This is a genomic window from Occallatibacter sp. FHG110214_02, assembly GCF_059115385.1.
In genome coordinates, this window is the sequence record NZ_JBZYWK010000001.1 from 147,274 (window position 1) to 164,425 (window position 17,152).

At 59.2% G+C, this 17,152-nt stretch carries 9 protein-coding genes; 8 read left to right on the plus strand and 1 reads right to left on the minus strand.

The genetic code is table 11. From position 1 onward, the window contains the following. Positions 1–95: 95 nt before the first annotated feature. Positions 96–1,541: a glycoside hydrolase family 125 protein gene (locus AC5S3R_RS00585; protein ID WP_494264659.1), complete on the plus strand. Its 1,446-nt coding sequence runs from the start codon at positions 96–98 to the stop codon at positions 1,539–1,541. Positions 1,542–1,545: 4 nt separating this feature from the next. On the opposite strand, the gene AC5S3R_RS00590 is transcribed toward AC5S3R_RS00585, so the two are convergent. After that, complete coding sequence (locus AC5S3R_RS00590; protein ID WP_494264660.1) at positions 1,546–2,427, minus strand: VOC family protein; 882 nt, start codon at positions 2,425–2,427, stop codon at positions 1,546–1,548. 177 nt (positions 2,428–2,604) lie between these two features. On the opposite strand from AC5S3R_RS00590, the gene AC5S3R_RS00595 reads away from it, so the two are divergent. The 7 genes from AC5S3R_RS00595 (at position 2,605) to AC5S3R_RS00625 (ending at position 17,072) form a co-directional block, all read left to right on the plus strand. Continuing rightward, complete coding sequence (locus AC5S3R_RS00595) at positions 2,605–4,413, plus strand: TonB-dependent receptor plug domain-containing protein (RefSeq protein WP_494264661.1); 1,809 nt, start codon at positions 2,605–2,607, stop codon at positions 4,411–4,413. Positions 4,414–4,472: 59 nt separating this feature from the next. Continuing rightward, entirely contained in the window at positions 4,473–4,862 is a 390-nt protein-coding gene (locus AC5S3R_RS00600) for a DUF3592 domain-containing protein (protein ID WP_494264662.1), read from the plus strand. A gap of 121 nt (positions 4,863–4,983) precedes the next feature. Then, positions 4,984–6,591: a Na+/H+ antiporter gene (locus tag AC5S3R_RS00605; RefSeq protein WP_494264663.1), complete on the plus strand. Its 1,608-nt coding sequence runs from the start codon at positions 4,984–4,986 to the stop codon at positions 6,589–6,591. Between the two features lie 62 nt (positions 6,592–6,653). Further along, positions 6,654–8,306 (plus strand): mechanosensitive ion channel family protein, encoded by a 1,653-nt coding sequence (locus AC5S3R_RS00610; RefSeq protein WP_494264664.1) that lies wholly within the window; start codon positions 6,654–6,656, stop codon positions 8,304–8,306. Between the two features lie 730 nt (positions 8,307–9,036). Then, positions 9,037–9,663 (plus strand): hypothetical protein, encoded by a 627-nt coding sequence (locus AC5S3R_RS00615; RefSeq protein WP_494264665.1) that lies wholly within the window; start codon positions 9,037–9,039, stop codon positions 9,661–9,663. 316 nt (positions 9,664–9,979) lie between these two features. Beyond that, on the plus strand, positions 9,980–15,472 hold the full coding sequence (locus AC5S3R_RS00620; protein ID WP_494264666.1) for a beta strand repeat-containing protein: 5,493 nt from the start codon (positions 9,980–9,982) through the stop codon (positions 15,470–15,472). Positions 15,473–15,527: 55 nt separating this feature from the next. Continuing rightward, on the plus strand, positions 15,528–17,072 hold the full coding sequence (locus AC5S3R_RS00625) for a terminase large subunit (RefSeq protein WP_494264667.1): 1,545 nt from the start codon (positions 15,528–15,530) through the stop codon (positions 17,070–17,072). The last annotated feature ends 80 nt before the right edge of the window (positions 17,073–17,152 follow it).

Sequence of the window (17,152 nt, forward strand, 5' to 3'; positions counted from 1 at the left end):
GATGAGGCTTCACCTTCGAAGAAATTGTAAAGTACTGAAAGAGCCGTGGTAACGATACCACCTATTCTCAGGTGTCGTATCCACCGAGGTCAAAAATGCAAAATCCGCTTCGCAACCCATCTCGCCGCCAATTCTTAGCCACTGGTGCAGCAGCCACCGTAGCCACGCTTCTCCCTCGCACCTCTTTTGCGGCACCCGCTGACCCCACCACCACCGGCTCCCGCCCCGCACCCGCCGACCGCCGCTTCCGTTCCGAAGCCGTCGAGCAGTTCCTCACTGAAATCAGCGCCCGCATCCCCGACCCCGAATTAGCGCGCCTCTTCACCAATTGCTACCCCAACACCCTCGACACCACCGTCGAGCCCGGTACCTTTGAAGGCCACCCCGACACCGCCGTCATCACCGGCGACATCGCCGCCATGTGGCAGCGAGACTCCTCCGCGCAGGTCTGGCCCTATCTCCCGCTCTGCAAGCGCGACGACCGCCTCCGCAGCCTTATTGAGGGTGTAATCCGCCGCCAGGTCCGCCACATTCACATCGACCCTTACGCCAACGCCTTCATGGCCGACCTCAACGCCCCCGCCCTCGACTGGAGCCAGAAAGACCATACCGAGATGAAGCAGGGTGTAGGCGAGCGCAAATACGAGCTAGACTCCCTCTGCTACCCCATTCGCCTGGCCCACGGCTACTGGAAGCAAACCGGCAACACCGCGCCCTTTGACGCGCAGTGGAAAGAGGCCATGCGCATCGTCCTCCGCACCATGCGCGAGCAGCAGCGTAAAGACGGCCTTGGCCCCTACCACTTCCAGCGCACCGCCCTCACCACCACCGAAACCCTTAACGAAAAGGGCTACGGTAACCCGGTGAATCCCGTAGGCCTCATCGCCTCCGGCTTCCGTCCGTCCGACGACGCCTGCATCTTCCCATTCCTCATCCCGTCGAACCTCTTCGCCGTAACCAGCCTCCGTCAGCTAGCCGAAATGTCCAACGCCATCCTGCATGACGCCGCGTTAGCCAACGAAGCCCATGCCCTTGCCCAGGAAGTCGAATCGGCCCTCAAGCAATACGCAACGGCTCAAACCCCCGAAGGCCCCATCTGGGCCTATGAAGTCGATGGCTTCGGCGGACAGGTCCTCATGGATGACGCCAACGTCCCCAGCCTCCTCGCGCTGCCCTATATCGACAGCTCTCCCGACGCCGCTCTCTACGCCCGCACCCGCGCCTTCGTCTGGTCGAAGCGCAACCCATGGTTCTTCTCCGGTTCAGCAGGGGAGGGAATCGGTGGCCCGCACGAAGGCGCCGACATGATCTGGCCCATGTCGCAAATCATCTTCGCCTTCACCAGCACCAGCGACGAAGAAATCCGCCGCATGGTCCAGCTCCTGAAATCCGGCACCGCAGGCAGCGGCTTCGTCCACGAAAGCTACAACAAAAACGACGCCAAAAACTTCACCCGCACCTGGTTCGCCTGGGCCAACACCCTCTTCGGCGAACTCATTGCCAAACTAGCCACCACCAAGCCAGCTCTACTCCGCGCATAACGTATCACTTCGCCGAGGAGTGAATCTCCACCACAACCCCGCCGGGGAACCGCACCATTGCTGCATTGCGTTCCCCGGCAGCATACGGCCCCGCCAGCACCTCAACGCCCAGCCCCTTAGCCTTCTCCAGCGTCGCTTTCAAATCCGCAACCTCATACCCCGTAGTCTCCCGCCCATAAGGCCACGGCAAATGCCCATCCGTAACCAGCAGCACCATCTTCCCAAACCCTGACTCAATCCGAATCCGCCGGTACGTCTCCCCCGCCCGCCTAATCTCCACACCATCTGCACGGGCATCGTCAGAAACCACCCTCCCACGCGAAAACCTGAGAAAGCTCTTCTCAAACGCCCCCACAGCATCCGCCGAAAGATAAACCCTATTCTCCGGAACCATCTGCAAAGCCGGATAAGAAGGCGGCGTCGTATGCCAATAAAGCTGCATATTCACCCCACCCGGCCACTGGATAATCGCATCCCTCCCAATCGGATCAGGAAACGTATCGACAAGCACCACCGCCCCCGCCGCCCTCGCAGCCCGCACCGCCACATCAATATCCTTTACGAGATACCCCGTCCGCTCCGCGCCAAACGGAAACGGAATCGGCGTCTGAAACCCAAACAGCGAAACCACCCCCGCCGGAGTAGCAATCAGTTGCGAAGAAGTCTTGCTAGGCGTAGGCGTCACCGTAGTCACCACCTGTTTGGTACTCTTCCCGCCAAACACTCCCGTAAACGCCGCAACAAACCCATCCACATCCCCCGGCGCCACATAAACATGCGTAGAGTCATACTGCGGCCCCACAGCCACCACAGGCCCCGGCCCCTTCTGCGCCCCCACACTCACCGCCAGAACCACCACCCCAACCGCCACACTCAACCCGCGCATCCCATCCCTCCGTTCGCCTACTTTATATACACGCGCCGGCAACCCCCAGCGCCCCATTCCCGGTGCAAATACCTCGCATAAGATTCCCCCACTCTCCCATATCCCACTCCCCCAAACCAACTATCCTGAAAGAGAGCGCCAAAGATACAAACCGTCTCAACAAGCGCTCTCAAAACTATGAGAACCTTCCCCTTTTTCGTACTCTTTTCGTCGTTGGCCGCCGCACAGCAAACCCCATCTTCCTCCCCAGCCTCCCCCTTCCAGCAAACCGTAATTGTCACCGGCACCCCCGAGCCCGTAATGCTCGCCGACACCCCCCGCGCCGTAGTCGTTCTGGACACGGAACAGCACCCGCTAGCCTTTGAAACCCCCGAAGACTACCTCCGCACTGACCCCTCCACCTTCATCGAGCAGCGCGGCGCAGGCGGCGCACAATCCGACATCTCTATCCGCGGCGCATCCTTCGAGCAAACGCTGGTCTTAATCAACGGCCTCCGCATGAACGACTCCCAGGCCAGCCACCACAACCTCGACCTCCCCATCCCGCTCGAAGCCATGCGCAACATCGAAATCCTTCACGGCGCAGGCTCCACACTTTATGGCTCTGACGCCCTCGGCGGCGTCATCAACTTCCTGACAGCCACACCGGAAGCAACAAGCCTGACCCTCCGCGCCGGCATGGGCAGCTTCGGGGAAAATGAACAGGCAGCCACCGCCGCCTATGTACGCAAGCCATTCACCCAGCAGCTAACCGCCACGCGTAACTTCTCAACCGGCTTCATCCCTGACCGCGACTACCGCAACGAAACCGCCAGCTCCGAAACAAGATTTTCTACTCCCATCGGCACAACCGACATTCTTCTGGCCGGAAGCGACCGCGCTTTCGGAGCCGACCAGTTCTACGGCCCCTACAACTCATGGGAGCGCACCAAGGGCTGGTTCTCTTCTATCGACCAGCAATTCAATCCCAAAACCGAAGCCGCTTTCGGCTACCGCCGCCACGCCGACAACTTCATCCTCTTCCGTGACAACCCCAGCTACTACGCCAACAACCACAACGACGCAAGCTGGCAAGCCGTCCTCCGCCGCCACGACGAAATCACTAAGACAGCCACGCTAGCCTACGGCCTCGAATTCAACGGCGACAGCATCGACTCGAACAATCTAGGCATCCACGCCCGCAACCAGGGCGCAGGCTACTTGAATCTCGACCTCCGCACCCGCGTCTTAGGCCGACAGGCCACGCTAACCGCCGGAGCCCGCGAAGAAATCCTCTCCGGCGGCGAACGCAGCGTCTTCAGCCCCGACCTTGCCGGCAGCCTCTGGCTCACGCCGTCCGTGAAGGCCCGCGCCTCAGCCGGCTACGGTTTCCGCCTGCCCACCTATACCGACCTCTACTACACTGACCCCACGACAATCGGCAACGCCAACCTCAAGCCCGAATCCGCATGGTCGGCAGACGGCGGCCTTGACTGGTATGCCACTTCGCGCACTGCTGCATCGCTAACAGTCTTCTACTCCCGCCAGCACGACGCCATCGACTACGTCCGTCCCGTCGGCGCGCCACAATGGCAAGCCGCCAACCTAACTGGCCTCCGCTTCACCGGCGTAGAAGCTTCCTTGCTCTATCAACCCGCCAAAAACCAAACCCTCAAGCTAGCCTGGACCCTCGTCAACGGCGCACAAAAGGCCCTCCATGGCCTCGAATCGCAATACATCTTCAACTACCCCGTCAACAACGCCAGCTTCGAGTACACCGCCGACGTCAAGCGCGCCTTCCTCGTCCGCACCCGCCTGGCCATAACCCAGCGCTATCAAGCCGATCCCTACCCCGTCTGGGATACAGAACTGACCCGCGAGCGCGGCCGCATCCGTCCCTACCTCCGCATGGCCAACCTCAGCAATACCGGTTACCAGGAAATCCAGGACATCCCCATGCCCGGCCGCAGCTTTACCGGTGGCATCGAACTAACCCTGAGCCGATGATGAGTCATGCGATAATTTGCGCAACGTGTTGAACGGAGAATCCGTCAGAGGCTGCTGCCATGCACAACTCCATTTCAGGCTGGTTCAACCTGGTGATGCTACTGCTAGCTGGAATCAGCACAGTTAGCTATCGCTATGGGCGGTTTACTGTTCAATGGTTCAATAGTTTGCGTGGGCGCGATTGGGCAACTGCATCGGCTGTCATCGATATTGTCACGGTCGTCAAGCAAACGGAGCAGGACCGTTACGGAGCGCCCGTGATCGGCTACCTTGCCACGCTTACCTACTTCTATCGCAATCCCGAGTTACAGGTGGGCGAGTTCAGCCGCATGTTCCGTGAAGAAGCTGAAGGGCGGGCATGGGCAGATTCCTTCAAAGGCCGGGCTGTTATGGTTCACGTGGACCCGCGTGATCCCACGCATTCTGTCCTGCTCAAGGACGAACTCTAAATGGCCGCTTACAGCTTTTGCCCATTTTCTCTATCCCTTTGTCTCTAATCCCTGTTCCCTTGTCCCTGCTTTTCGTTATCCTCACAGCAAGGCACGAACCCACTCCCCTGGGGCAACGAAAATGAGCGAAATCCACGCCGTAGAAACCGTCTTTCTCCTCCTGCTGTTTTTCGTCATCGTCTTCGGCATCTTTGCGCGCAAAATCTCCACGCCCTACCCCATCGTGATGGTGCTTGGCGGCCTCGCGCTCAGTTTCATCCCCGGCATCCCGCAGGTTTCGCTCAACCCCGACCTGATTTTTCTCATCTTCCTCCCGCCACTGCTTTATTCCTCCGCATGGACTACTTCCATCCGCGAGTTCAAAGCCCACATCATCCAAATCTCGTTATTGGCTTTCGGACTCGTAGGCTTCACCGTCCTCGGCGTCTCGCTGCTGGCAAAATACTTCCTTCCCGGCTTTGATTGGCGACTCGGCATGGTCCTTGGAGCCGTTGTCGCGCCTACGGACGCCATTGCCGCCTCGGCTATCGCGCGCCGCATTGGCCTGCCCGAGCGCATCGTGGATATCCTCGAAGGCGAATCCCTCATCAACGATGCAACCGGCCTGCTCGCCCTAGAGTTCGCCACCGATATCGTCGTCCACGAGCACATTCCCACCGTTGCCGAAGGCATCTTCAAGCTCTTCTGGCTCACCGCCGGCGGCATTGTTGTTGGCCTCGTCATTGGCTGGGCCAATCTCTTCATCGAGCGCCGCGTCGAAGACTCTTCCATCGAAATTACGCTTTCCATCCTGTCGCCCTTCGTCGCCTATCTCGCCGCTGATGCCATCCACGCCTCAGGCGTTCTCGCCGTTGTCGCCTGCGGACTCTTCCTCACCGGCCGCAGCACGCAGTTCTTCTCCCCCGCCAGCCGCATGAAGGTCTGGTCCGTATGGGAATCGCTCACATTTATCCTCAACGGCGTGGTTTTTGTGCTCATAGGCCTGCAATTTCCCATCATCCGCGCCTCCATTGCGGAGTACGGTATCAACAAGCTGCTCCTCGACGGCGCGCTCTTCTCACTTTTGCTTATCCTGCTGCGGCTCATCTGGGTCTATCCCTCGGCGCACTTTGCCCACTACATCCACGACGGCATCTCCAAGCGCATCATCCCGCCGGTCAACAATAAGCAGGTCTTCGTTGTCGGCTGGACCGGCATGCGCGGCGTCGTCTCACTTGCCGCCGCCATGGCGCTGCCCGTTGTTTTGCAGGACGGCGTACCCTTTCCGCATCGCAACTCCATCATCCTTCTTACCTTCTGCGTCATCCTGGTTACGCTCGTCTTGCAAGGGCTTACCCTGCCCTCCATCATCAGCCGGCTGGGACTTGGCGGAGCCGAAGGCCCCAACTGCGAAGAAATCGAAGCCCGCCGCCTCGTCACCTCCTCCGCCGTCAACCACCTAGAAAAGGCTCGCGAAAACGATTCTGCCCGCGATGGCAAGCTTTACGATGACCTCTCCACGCGCTACCGTCATCGCCTCGCCAGCCTCTACGACACCAGCCACGAGGCTGCGCAACAGCACAACGACTACCTCGAACTCTCGCTTGAAGCCCTTCGCGTCGAGCGCCAGACCGCCATCCGCCTCCGCAACCAGGGCCGCATCAATGACGCCCTCCTCCGCAAGCTGGAGCACGAACTGGACCTCACTGAATCCCGCCTCCTGCACGCCACGCAAGAGCACGCCGAGTAGCCGCGCAAGAGAATCCAAAATAGTCACGCCAGAGAACACCGAGCCGTTAAGTTACACTGCGCATGATGCCGCCGCTCCAAACCATCCCCGCCACAAACGCCCCGTGCCCCATCCTCGCGACTTTTTTCCGTCGCAAGGGTGGAATAACCCTCCTCTTCGCCCTCCTGCTCCTAACCCCGCTTCTCCCCGCCCAAATCCCCGCAGCCACCCCTGCTGCAACCAGCACCCCCGCCCCCGCGCAACCCGAAGCCAGTGACGACCCACTAGGCCGCAGCACCCCCCACGGCACCGTCCTCGGCTTCGTCAAAGCCGCCAACAAAGGCGACTGGGACACCGCCTCCCAATACCTCGATACCAAGCAAAAAGCCGCCCTTGCCGACGAGCTGGCCCAGCAACTCAAAGCCGTCCTCGACCGCGACAACTCCATCAACCTCGCCACCATCAGCCACGACCCCAACGGCAGCCAAAGCCCCAGTGAAAAGTCCAATCAGGAGCTAATCGGATCCGCCGCCATCCGCGGCGGCAAGCTGCCTATCGTTCTGGAACGCGTCAAGCACGGCGACGACCCGCAAGTCTGGCTCTTCTCGCAAGACACCCTCCGCCAAATCCCCGACGCCTACGAAAACCTCTCCGAACCCTCGCCGCTCGTGCAAAGACTCCCCTCCTGGCTGCAGCGCCAGTTCCTCGCCACGCCACTCTGGCGCTGGTTCCTGCTGCTTGTAGCCATTCCGCTGGCCCTGCTTCTCGGCTCCTGGGTCAACCTGTTCGGCTTGCCCATCCTCAAGAAAATCGCACAACGCGTCGGCGGCGAGCCCGCCATTGAAAAAGTCCGCAGCATCCGCGCCCCCATCCGCCTGCTCTTCTTCGCTATCACGCTGCTCATCTTCGGAGCCACAGCGGAATCCCTCTTAGGCCGCGCCTTCTGGCACAACATCGGCCTGCTCTTTCTGGTCATAGCCATAACGTGGCTAGTCTCGCGTTCCGTAGGACTCATCAGCGAGCTCGCTGTAGCCCGCCTCCAGCGCGTGCAGTCCACGGACCGCATCGCCCTCGCCGGACTCATAGGCCGCCTCTCGCAAATCGCCGCCATCATCATCGGTGCCCTCGTCATCCTTCAGATTCGCGGCGTCAATCTCACTGCCGCCCTCACCGGCCTCGGCATCGGCGGTTTAGCGGTAGCCTTCGCCGCGCAAAAGACGATTGAAAATCTCTTCGGCGGCATCATGATTATTTCCGACCGCCCCATCCGCATCGGCGACCAGTGCAAAATCGGCACCGTCGAAGGCGTCGTCCTCGACATCGGCCTGCGCTCCACGCGCATCCGCACCTTCAGCCGCACCATCGTCACCATCCCCAACGGCCAGCTTGCCTCCATGAACGTGGAAAACTATACCTTCCGCGACAAGTTTTGGTTCCACCACATCGTCAACCTCAAGTACGACACCACCGCCGAACAGATGGAAAAGGTACTCACCGGCATCCGCAAGCTCATGGAAGAGGAACCGGCAGTAGAGACCACAACCTTCCGCGCCAACTTCACCGCCATCGGCAGCGTGTCCGACGACATAGAAATCTCCGCCTACATCTTCGCTGTCAACTACGGCGCATCGTTAGTAGTGCAGGAAAGCCTTCTATTAAAAATCCTGAGCATAGTAGAATCCGCCGGCGCCGAGTTCTCCCTCCCCACCCAAGTAACCAAAGTAGAAGGAACGTAAGAACAGGGAACAAGCGAGAGATGCAATTCCACAAAGCCCGTGCCCCATCCTTGCGACTTCTTTCTGTCGCAAGGGCGGGATACCAATACCGCTAGTTCTCCCGTCTGTCGTTCTCCCTGTCTCCGCTCTCCCAAAAAATTAGGGGATGTCATCCTGAGCGAAGCGCATTGGGGTAGGCGGAGCGAAGGATCTGAGGTTGCCTCTTATTAGTTTTTGCTCTTTATGGTTTTCCCGTTTTTACAGCTTTAGCCGTTTATCTATAACCCCTTGTCCCCGTCCCTTTTTTCCCTGTTTTTTCGCCTTCTATCTCCTCCAACTTCCCCTGTGGAAAACTTTTGTCAAGCCCCGCCCCTGTGGAAAACTTACTAAGTAATTGAAAATAAACGCGAAAAAACTTCCGGAAAGTTTGCGCTCAATTAAGTCGAAATCTGTACTCTTAAAACATAGCCACAAAACAGAGAGCAAACCAGTTGGGAAAGCCGATCTTTCCCACAAGGGGAAGCCGTGTCTTCTCCGCCATAAATTACATTCGGACGGCCTCCAGGGCACACGGGCGTTTTCAGCGCCGGTTCCAAATGGGCTGCATATAGTAAGGCGCGCAAAACTGGCGCATTTGGGACTGTTGTAAAAGCAAAGTGTTCAGTGGCGCAGTGCCATGGAGGCCTGTTCCGGCAGGCAGTAATTAAACCGGATTAAACATAAATCGAAACATTAAAGGGAGTCATAGATTATGAGCCGTAGCACCTTGTTTAGCGGAAGCCGTAAAGAGAAGTCGAAGCAGAAGAACACCGCCGACGCGGAGATCAGCCGCCTGGCGCTTGAAAAGATCAAGGAAGACCCAGCAGGACTCATCAACACGCTGTACACCATCTTCATCGAGGAAAAGAGGGTCACAGCCCTCGCCTACCTCATCAAGCTGGCAGACGGATACGTCCTGCCCGAACCGAAGGAAACAGGCCCGCGCCGGATGAGCCTGATTGAGAAGTGGATGAGCGAACCGCAGTGGACTCCGGAGATGGAAGAAGCAAGGAAGAAGAGGGAAGCAGAAGCCGCCGCCGCAAAGTTAGCCGAAAAAGAAGCAAAGCCAGACGAACCTGAAACAGAAGAAGCCGAGCCAAAAGAAATCGAACCAGAAACCGAACCCGCAGTAAACGCCGTAACAAGCGAAATAGGCATCACGCCCCAAACCGCAACCAGCACCACGCCGGGCGTAACATCCCCGGCTCCACAAACGAATCACGTTTCACAAAACAAGCCGGATACGCCAAAATTAGCGGGTTTTCCCGGTCCCTCGCATTTGGGGACCGGGGATAACACTCCCACCAACTTGAGCTTTGTATCAGGGCACGACTGGTAGGCCGGGGTTTTACCCCCGGCTTTTTTAGCGCACAAATCAACGGAACATCAAACAGTGCCAGACGAATCGTTTTTTGAAGGGTACGGGCTTTAGCCCATACATAAAAAGCAGCAAATGGATGGGGCTTTAGCCCTTGAGGTATGCGTCTTTAACCAAACACTTCGCAGGCAGCTCCTTGGAAGCCGGGGATTCTCTCCCCCGGCCTTTTTCTTGCCTGCAACAGGCACACGCGCTGTGGCGGCGCGTGTGCCTTTTTTCTTCGCAACACTTCGCCACGCAGTAGAGGCCAGCAAATCGAGGAAGGAACAAACCAACAATGCGTCTCGCAACCAGCAATCCCCCACGCGTGGCCAAATGGCTCGCCGTTTCGCTGATATCGCTCATGCTAGGCCTGCTCACGCCGCAGCCAGGCCATGCGCAGGCGGTCACCACCACCACCGTTCAGGGAACGGTCTATAACGCCTCCGGTGCGCCTGCCTCCGGTATCGTGCAGTTGAGCTGGCCGGCCTTTACCACCAACGCGGGCCAGGCCGTCGCCGCGGGACGCACAACCGTAACCATCGGCGCCGACGGATTCCTCAGCGTCAACCTCGCGCCCAACGCCGGAGCCGCGCCCGCCGGCCTCTACTACACCGCCGTCTATCACCTCAACGACGGCACCACCAGCACGGAATACTGGACCGTCCCCGCCGCGCCGCAGGCAACCATCGCGCAAATCCGCGCCCAGGTCCTCCCCGCCGCGCAGGCCGTGCAGGCAGCCAGCAAGTCGTACGTCGATAACGCCATCCAATCGCTGACCAAGGGCTCGCTCGCTTCCAACGGAGGCGCGCTCAGCGGCCCGCTTTACCTCAATGGAGATCCCACCGCGCCAACGCAAGCTGCCGACAAGCATTATGTAGACGCGCAGTTTGCACAAGCCCTCCCCCTCAGCGGTGGTACCGCAACTGGTCCACTTTCGGCCTCGCAACTCGGCGCGGTCTATCAAGTGGACCAGTTTCCCGGTTCCGACTTCGGCGCAAAGCTGCAAGCCTGCGTCAGCAACCTCAGCTCCGCATCCGGCGGTGTCTGCGACGCCCGCAACTTCGCCAGCACCCTCACCATCGCCAGCAACGTAACCATCGCCACGCCCAACGCGGCCATCTACCTCCCCTGCTCCACCATCACTACCGCAAAACAGGTCATCGTCCCCGCCGGAACCCGAAACGTAGCCATCCACGGCTGCGCCTATCAGGGTGGCTCCACCGCCAACGGCACGCAAGGCGGCACCGTCTGGGTATACACCGGCAGCAGCAACGCCTTCCAGATCGGCGACATGACAGGCGCTGTCAATACTCCCGGTTTCTGGATGCACGATTTGAACCTGAACACCGCCAATGCAGGCACATCCGCCACCGGCATCTACTTCAAGCGAGCACAGGAATTACGCCTCGACGGCGTCTACCTCAACGGCAACAACAGCACCGGCCAAACCGGCATCGTCCTCGACGGAACCGGCAACTACGCCGGCGGCACCTTCATCGATGTCTACATCAATGCCTTCGGCACCGGCTGGCAGCTCACCGGAGACATCGCAGGCAACTACGCCAACGCCAGCACCTTCATCAAGACCCACGTAGTCTGCCCAACAAGCGGTGGCAACCCCATCGCCGGAACAACCGGCATCAATCTCCTCGAAGGCGACGGCAACACCTTCTCCGGTGGCGACGTAGAAAGCTGCGCCACCATGTTCCACCTCGGCGCATCGGCCATCAACAACACCGTCCTCGGCCTCCGCAATGAAAACTCAACCATCCAGTTCCAGGCCGATGCCGGTTCTTCTTTCAACTCCGTCCTCACCGGCGGAACTCTCTACACCGGCAAGCTCATCGACAACGGCAGCCGCAACAGCTTCTCTGACGCCTTCCACCGCGCCAGCAATGGCATCAAGGGCGACTGGTACGCCAGCCAGCAGGACGCAACCGTAACCAACCACCAGCGCCTCGGCACTGGCACCGGCAACGAGCGCGGCATGCTCAACGAAATCCAGACCGACTACGGCAATCGCTGGCTCGAAGGCTTCTCCGATGCCATGGGAACCGGCTACCAGATCTGGCAACTTCAGGATTTGGTGAACAACGTCAACCGCTTCTCCATCGGCCAGTATCTTTCAGGCTCAGCCAACGTAGTCACCAACGTAGTCCTCAACAACGGCGGCTGCTACACCAGCACCACGCCGCCCACGGTAACCTTCTCCGGCGGCGGAGGCACAGGCGCATCGGGCACCGCAGTCATGACCACCACCGCCAACCCCAACTGCAACTCGGGCGCAGGCTACCAGGTTGGCTCCATCACCATGACCAGCGGCGGCAGCGGCTACACCAGCGCGCCAACAGTCACTTTCGCAGGCAGCAATCAAGTCACCGCCCCCAACCCCACAGCAGAAATTGTCACCAGCGGCGGCACCAACAACCAGACCGTCATTAACGCAGCCGGAGCAGGCGCAATCGTCCTCAACGGCTCCAACAACGCAGGCACCGGCGGCGTAGTTATCGGCTCCGGTGGCACAGCCAACACCACCGTCGCCACCATCAACGGCGCAGGCAACGCGCAATTCGTCGGCACTCTCCAGGTCGGCGGAGCATCGCAATCCGGCGGCACCATGAGCGTCAAAAACAACGCCGACGCCGAAGTGGACTACTACCTCCAGCCCGGCGCAACCTCCAGTCAGAAAGGTTCCTTCGTCTACAAGGACTTCAACGGCGCAAGCCAGTGGTACATGGTCAAGGACCAGAACAACAACTGGTCCCTCAACTCCGCCGTAGGCGGCCTCGACAGCTTCAAGGCCTACCAAAGCAACAACTCCGGCGACACCTACATCAACGCCAGCAACACCGGCGGCCACATCCGCCTCAACTATGAGTCCGGCTCCGGCACGGAAACCGACATCTACTCCAACGGCTCGCTCGACGCGTCCTTTCTTGGACCCACCTCCATCAAGTTCCCCGGCATCGCAGCAGACTCCAGCGGCAGCCACTACTGCCTGCAGGTAGACAGCAGCGGCTACGTCACCAACACCGGTGGCGCATGCGTCACCGCAGCCGTAGGCAGCACCGGCCAAATCGCTTCCTACTCTTCCAGCGGAGCCGTCACCGGCATTAGCACCGTACCCGTAGCCAGCGGCGGAACCGGCGCAACCACCACAGCCTCCGCCCTCGCAAACCTCGGCGCGCAGGCAGCCATGCCCGGGGTCGCCTCGGACGGCTCCAGCGGCCTTGCCGTCACTGGAAACATAGCGGCAGCAACGGCAGTGGCAAATCAGATTGCCAGCGAATACTATGCTTCCGGCTATCGCGCCTCCGGCTCGAATACCGCTCTGGACAATTTCTGGAGCGCAATCCTGGCCAATACGCCTGCTAATGGCGCACTTGGGCATGCCTCCGGCGTGCTTCCTCCCGGAGCGAGCACCGCGAATAATGGATTCTCGCTGACCCCGCCCGCGAGCAGCGGCGTTCCCACACTTGCGTTGATGCTGCGCGGAGCAGGCTCAGGATTCTACGGGCTGGACACGGCTATCACGGCAGGCAGTAGCGTCACCGCGCCACTGTTGAACTTTCCGCCGCTTAACGGAACCAGCACGGCCACCAGTCATTGGCTCGACCCCCATTTGAGCGGCTTTACGCTGAATCTCAATGGCCGTGCGCAGGAGTGCCTTGCGGGGAATGCATGGCTCGGCGGAACAATCAGCGATGTAAGTTGTATCAATTCGACAGTCGGAGCATCGCAGGTTGGTACAAGCACGTATAACGAAAGCTGGATTAAATTCGGAGATACATTCTCATCCATCGGTGGCACATGCCCGTCAGGCTACAACTGCGCGGGCGAAAACGTCTTTGCCGATAACGTGCTTGCCTGGAGCGGAAGCAATGCAGGACCGGCAGACCTTTCTCTGACTCTGAGCAGCGGCACGCTGACCGGGATCACGGTCAGTAGCTATGACAGCAGCAAGCATTATGTGAATGGCTCTCCAATCAACGTCATCTTCAAGTGCGCCGGCGGCAATGAGACCTGCTATACAGCATCTCCTGCGGCGTATGCAACCATGACTTCTGACGGGTCAGGGCTTTACACCGTCAGTTCCGTCACGGTGACTGGAGCTGGCACGGGGATTACCAGCGCACTTACAGCGGTACTACCCGATCTTCCGGCAGCAGCATACGGCATCACAACACTGGTCTCAGACTCCACCTTCAAGGATTTGCAAATCGGTTCAGTGGGGCAGACTGCGGGACTCAATACACGCGGCACAGTGGCCTCCCTGTTTCTGCATCCACACCCGTGGGGGCAACCTGTCGGTATCTCGGATTGGGGATATGGCGATCACTATCTTTATCCAGAAATTGACTCTGTGACGAAGAATGGCTTTTGGTTCCTCAACGGCGGAGGGTTAGGCGCAGTAGTGGACAGCCCGAACTTTATATATCCAGCAGATACAGGAAGCGGAATCTTTTCGAACGTCGCGGACTACAGGTTTTCGGCTACGGCGCCAAACATCACCATCATGAACCAGCTCTGCGATAACGGGAACAATCCAAACAGTGGATATGTGCAGTTTCTGAAAGCGGGAAGTATAGCGACAGACGTGGGATACGGCTGGTATGACCCTTCGATGTCCGGCATTGCTAACAGTACGTATGCCCTTCCGCCGCGCTTTACTGTCTTTAATGCGCATCCCTGCAAAGCCGATCCAACTCCGGCGAGCGGCGTATTTGTGGAATCACGCGGGTTGGACTCGACAGACCCCAACCGTGTCATGACATTCACAGCTGGCAATACGAATGCTTCTGCAATAGGTACGCCGTTTCTTATCGCCGAAATTCCGCCGTCCTCGCTAGGCGCCTTTGTTCATGGTTCGGCAACCTTTACGCTTACCGCCGGGCAGTACAACGGCAACATGGGCAGGCTGGTGACGACCATCAGCAACGGAGCGTCGCCAATCTTTTCGACCACTGCTTCAGGAGCCATCGACCTCAGTTCGACCCCATACGCATCTTTGCGGGCGTACCGGCAGTCAAATGGCACAATCGGCGTGTATCTCTACCTGGCGCCACAGTCCGTCGCCACCGTCAGGGCAGACGGCGTGCTGGATAGCAATACGCATGTAGAGCCTCATCCAGCACAGGTTGCTCCCTCTGGCACACTGTCCTATGACAGCTCCCAGCCTGCAACATATCCGGACGGAAACCAATATGCCCAGCGCTTCCTGTCGCGCTACAACGAGCCCGTGTATTTCGGCACTGCGGGAGGTTCCTCCAGCCAAAGTGTCTACTTCGAAAGCAATGGAACGCCTGTAGAGAGCATTGCCTCCACCGGCACAAACTATACGCATGCGCCCGTCGCCGACAACACCGTGCAGTTGGGCACAAGCAGCAACGCATATCAGCAAGTAGCGGCGCACGCCGTTTATGACGTTGCCCTCCCAGGCGCAGCCGCAATCTATACAGATGCCGGCGGCCAGCTTCATTCTGCGGGGGAGTCACAGGCAGCATCGAGCGCAACACCCGCTTTCTCTGCCACATCGACGGTGAATACCATCACGCTTTCCGCAAATGTCATCTCTTCGACGCTGGCGGCGGGCACAGCGGGTTTTCGCACCACGTTTGTCATCTGCCAGCCATCCACCGGCGGCCCGTACACATTCGTGTGGCCGCCCAACGTGCGCGGCGGCATGGCCATTGGAGCCACCGCATCGACATGCAGCGCGCAGGATTTTGTTTACAGCAGTGTTCTATCCGCGTGGGTTGCCGCCAGCCAGGGAGTCGCCAACGAGTAGCCGCAAGAAACATCACGGCTATCTTTGCCAACGCAAACAGGATGGGCAAAACGACATGACACAAAGCAGCATCGAGCTGGAATTCGATACAGCAAATCTGCCATGGCAGATCGCAATTCATGACAGGGACGGGATTGAGTATTTGGGCAAGACGCTTGATTCCCGTCCCGCAAGCCTGCTGGGAAGAACTGTTGCCATGTGGCTTGCCGGGCAGTGGCTGCGTGTGCGGACGCGCGATGGCAAGACTGCTCCGCTTTTCGCCAACACTGTGCAGCAGGAGTTCGAGCAGCGGCGCGGCGTGAAAAACATAGTCCTGAAAGCGCGCCAGATGGGGCTTACGACATGGACCGCAGGCAGGTTTTTTCTCAAGACCATAACGCAGCCCGGAACGATGACCGTGCAGGTCGCGCACACGCAGGATGCGGCCGAGGAAATCTTCCGCATGGTACACCGCTTTCTGGACTGGCTGCCGGAGGACCTGCGCGAAGGCCCACTGCGCACGGGACGTCAGAACGCAAGGCAGATCGACTTTCCGGAGTTGGACTCGCAGTATCGGGTAGTCTCGGCGGGTGACCGTAACGCTGGGCGCGGATGGACGATTCAGAACCTGCACTGCTCTGAGCTCGCCCGCTGGCCCGGAAATCCGGCGGAGATTCTTGCAGGCTTGCGCGCCGCGCTCGCACCCACTGCGGAAGTCATCCTCGAATCCACGCCTGAGGGCGTCGGCGGTTGTTTTTATGACGAATGGAAGAAAGCCGATGAGACAGGAACCGTGCGTCACTTCTTCCCATGGTGGATGGAGACGCGCTATCGAACAAAAGCAGTCGATGCACGTACGCTGACAGAGGAAGAAAGCCATCTGATCGCGCAGTACGGCCTCGACCTCGAGCAGATTGGTTATCGACGCCATCTGCGTGCTAACTTTCACGGCCTCGCAAAACAGGAATACGCAGAAGACGCGGAAAGCTGCTTCCTCGCTAGCGGGGAGTCTATCTTTGAGCGCACAGCAATTGATGCGCGTCTCGTCAATCTGCCGGAGCCTATGACGACGCGGCGCAACGGCACAATGCAGATTTGGCTTCCGCCTGTACACGGCAAGCGTTATCTCGTTGCAGTTGATCCAGCAGGTGGCGGCACTGAGGGCGATTATTCCGCAGCGCAGGTTATCGAGATGGAAAGCGGCCTGCAGTGTGCGGAGTTCGCCGCGCACATGGGTGGCGTGGAACTGGCACAGTACATCGTCGAACTGTCGCGCGAATATAACAACGCCGTATTGGTAATAGAGCGCAACAACCACGGCAGCGGCATCCTCGCGCTGGTGGAAACCGTATGCGGATATCGCAACCTCTACAAGCACGACAACCAACCGGGCTGGCTGACAAACTCCGTAACCCGCCCCGCAATGCTGGGCCGTTTGAACGCGGCGTTGGTCGAGCAGCCGCGCTGTTTCATGAGCCGCGAGCTGTTAGCCGAGTGCCGCAGCTTCGTCCGTCTTCCCGATGGAAGCAGCGGCGCGCAGTCCGGCACGCACGATGACCGGGTAATGGCAATGGCGATTGCGCTGGCAGCGCGAGCGCAGTTTTTAACTTCCAGCTTTTAGCCCCAATTTTGCCGCTCCGTCCGGCAACCGCACGCCGAGCTAAGAGCGAAAAGCTAACAGCGAAGAGCTATCTTTTGTAA

What these genes read in the sequence shown, in the direction of transcription:
- AC5S3R_RS00620 (WP_494264666.1), top strand. Translation starts at nt 9,980, where the DNA reads ATGCGTCTCGCAACCAGCAATCCCCCACGCGTGGCCAAATGGCTCGCC.
- AC5S3R_RS00615 (WP_494264665.1), top strand. Translation starts at nt 9,037, where the DNA reads ATGAGCCGTAGCACCTTGTTTAGCGGAAGCCGTAAAGAGAAGTCGAAG.
- AC5S3R_RS00585 (WP_494264659.1), top strand. Translation starts at nt 96, where the DNA reads ATGCAAAATCCGCTTCGCAACCCATCTCGCCGCCAATTCTTAGCCACT.
- AC5S3R_RS00590 (WP_494264660.1), bottom strand. Translation starts at nt 2,427, where the DNA reads ATGCGCGGGTTGAGTGTGGCGGTTGGGGTGGTGGTTCTGGCGGTGAGT.
- AC5S3R_RS00625 (WP_494264667.1), top strand. Translation starts at nt 15,528, where the DNA reads ATGACACAAAGCAGCATCGAGCTGGAATTCGATACAGCAAATCTGCCA.
- AC5S3R_RS00605 (WP_494264663.1), top strand. Translation starts at nt 4,984, where the DNA reads ATGAGCGAAATCCACGCCGTAGAAACCGTCTTTCTCCTCCTGCTGTTT.
- AC5S3R_RS00600 (WP_494264662.1), top strand. Translation starts at nt 4,473, where the DNA reads ATGCACAACTCCATTTCAGGCTGGTTCAACCTGGTGATGCTACTGCTA.
- AC5S3R_RS00610 (WP_494264664.1), top strand. Translation starts at nt 6,654, where the DNA reads ATGATGCCGCCGCTCCAAACCATCCCCGCCACAAACGCCCCGTGCCCC.
- AC5S3R_RS00595 (WP_494264661.1), top strand. Translation starts at nt 2,605, where the DNA reads ATGAGAACCTTCCCCTTTTTCGTACTCTTTTCGTCGTTGGCCGCCGCA.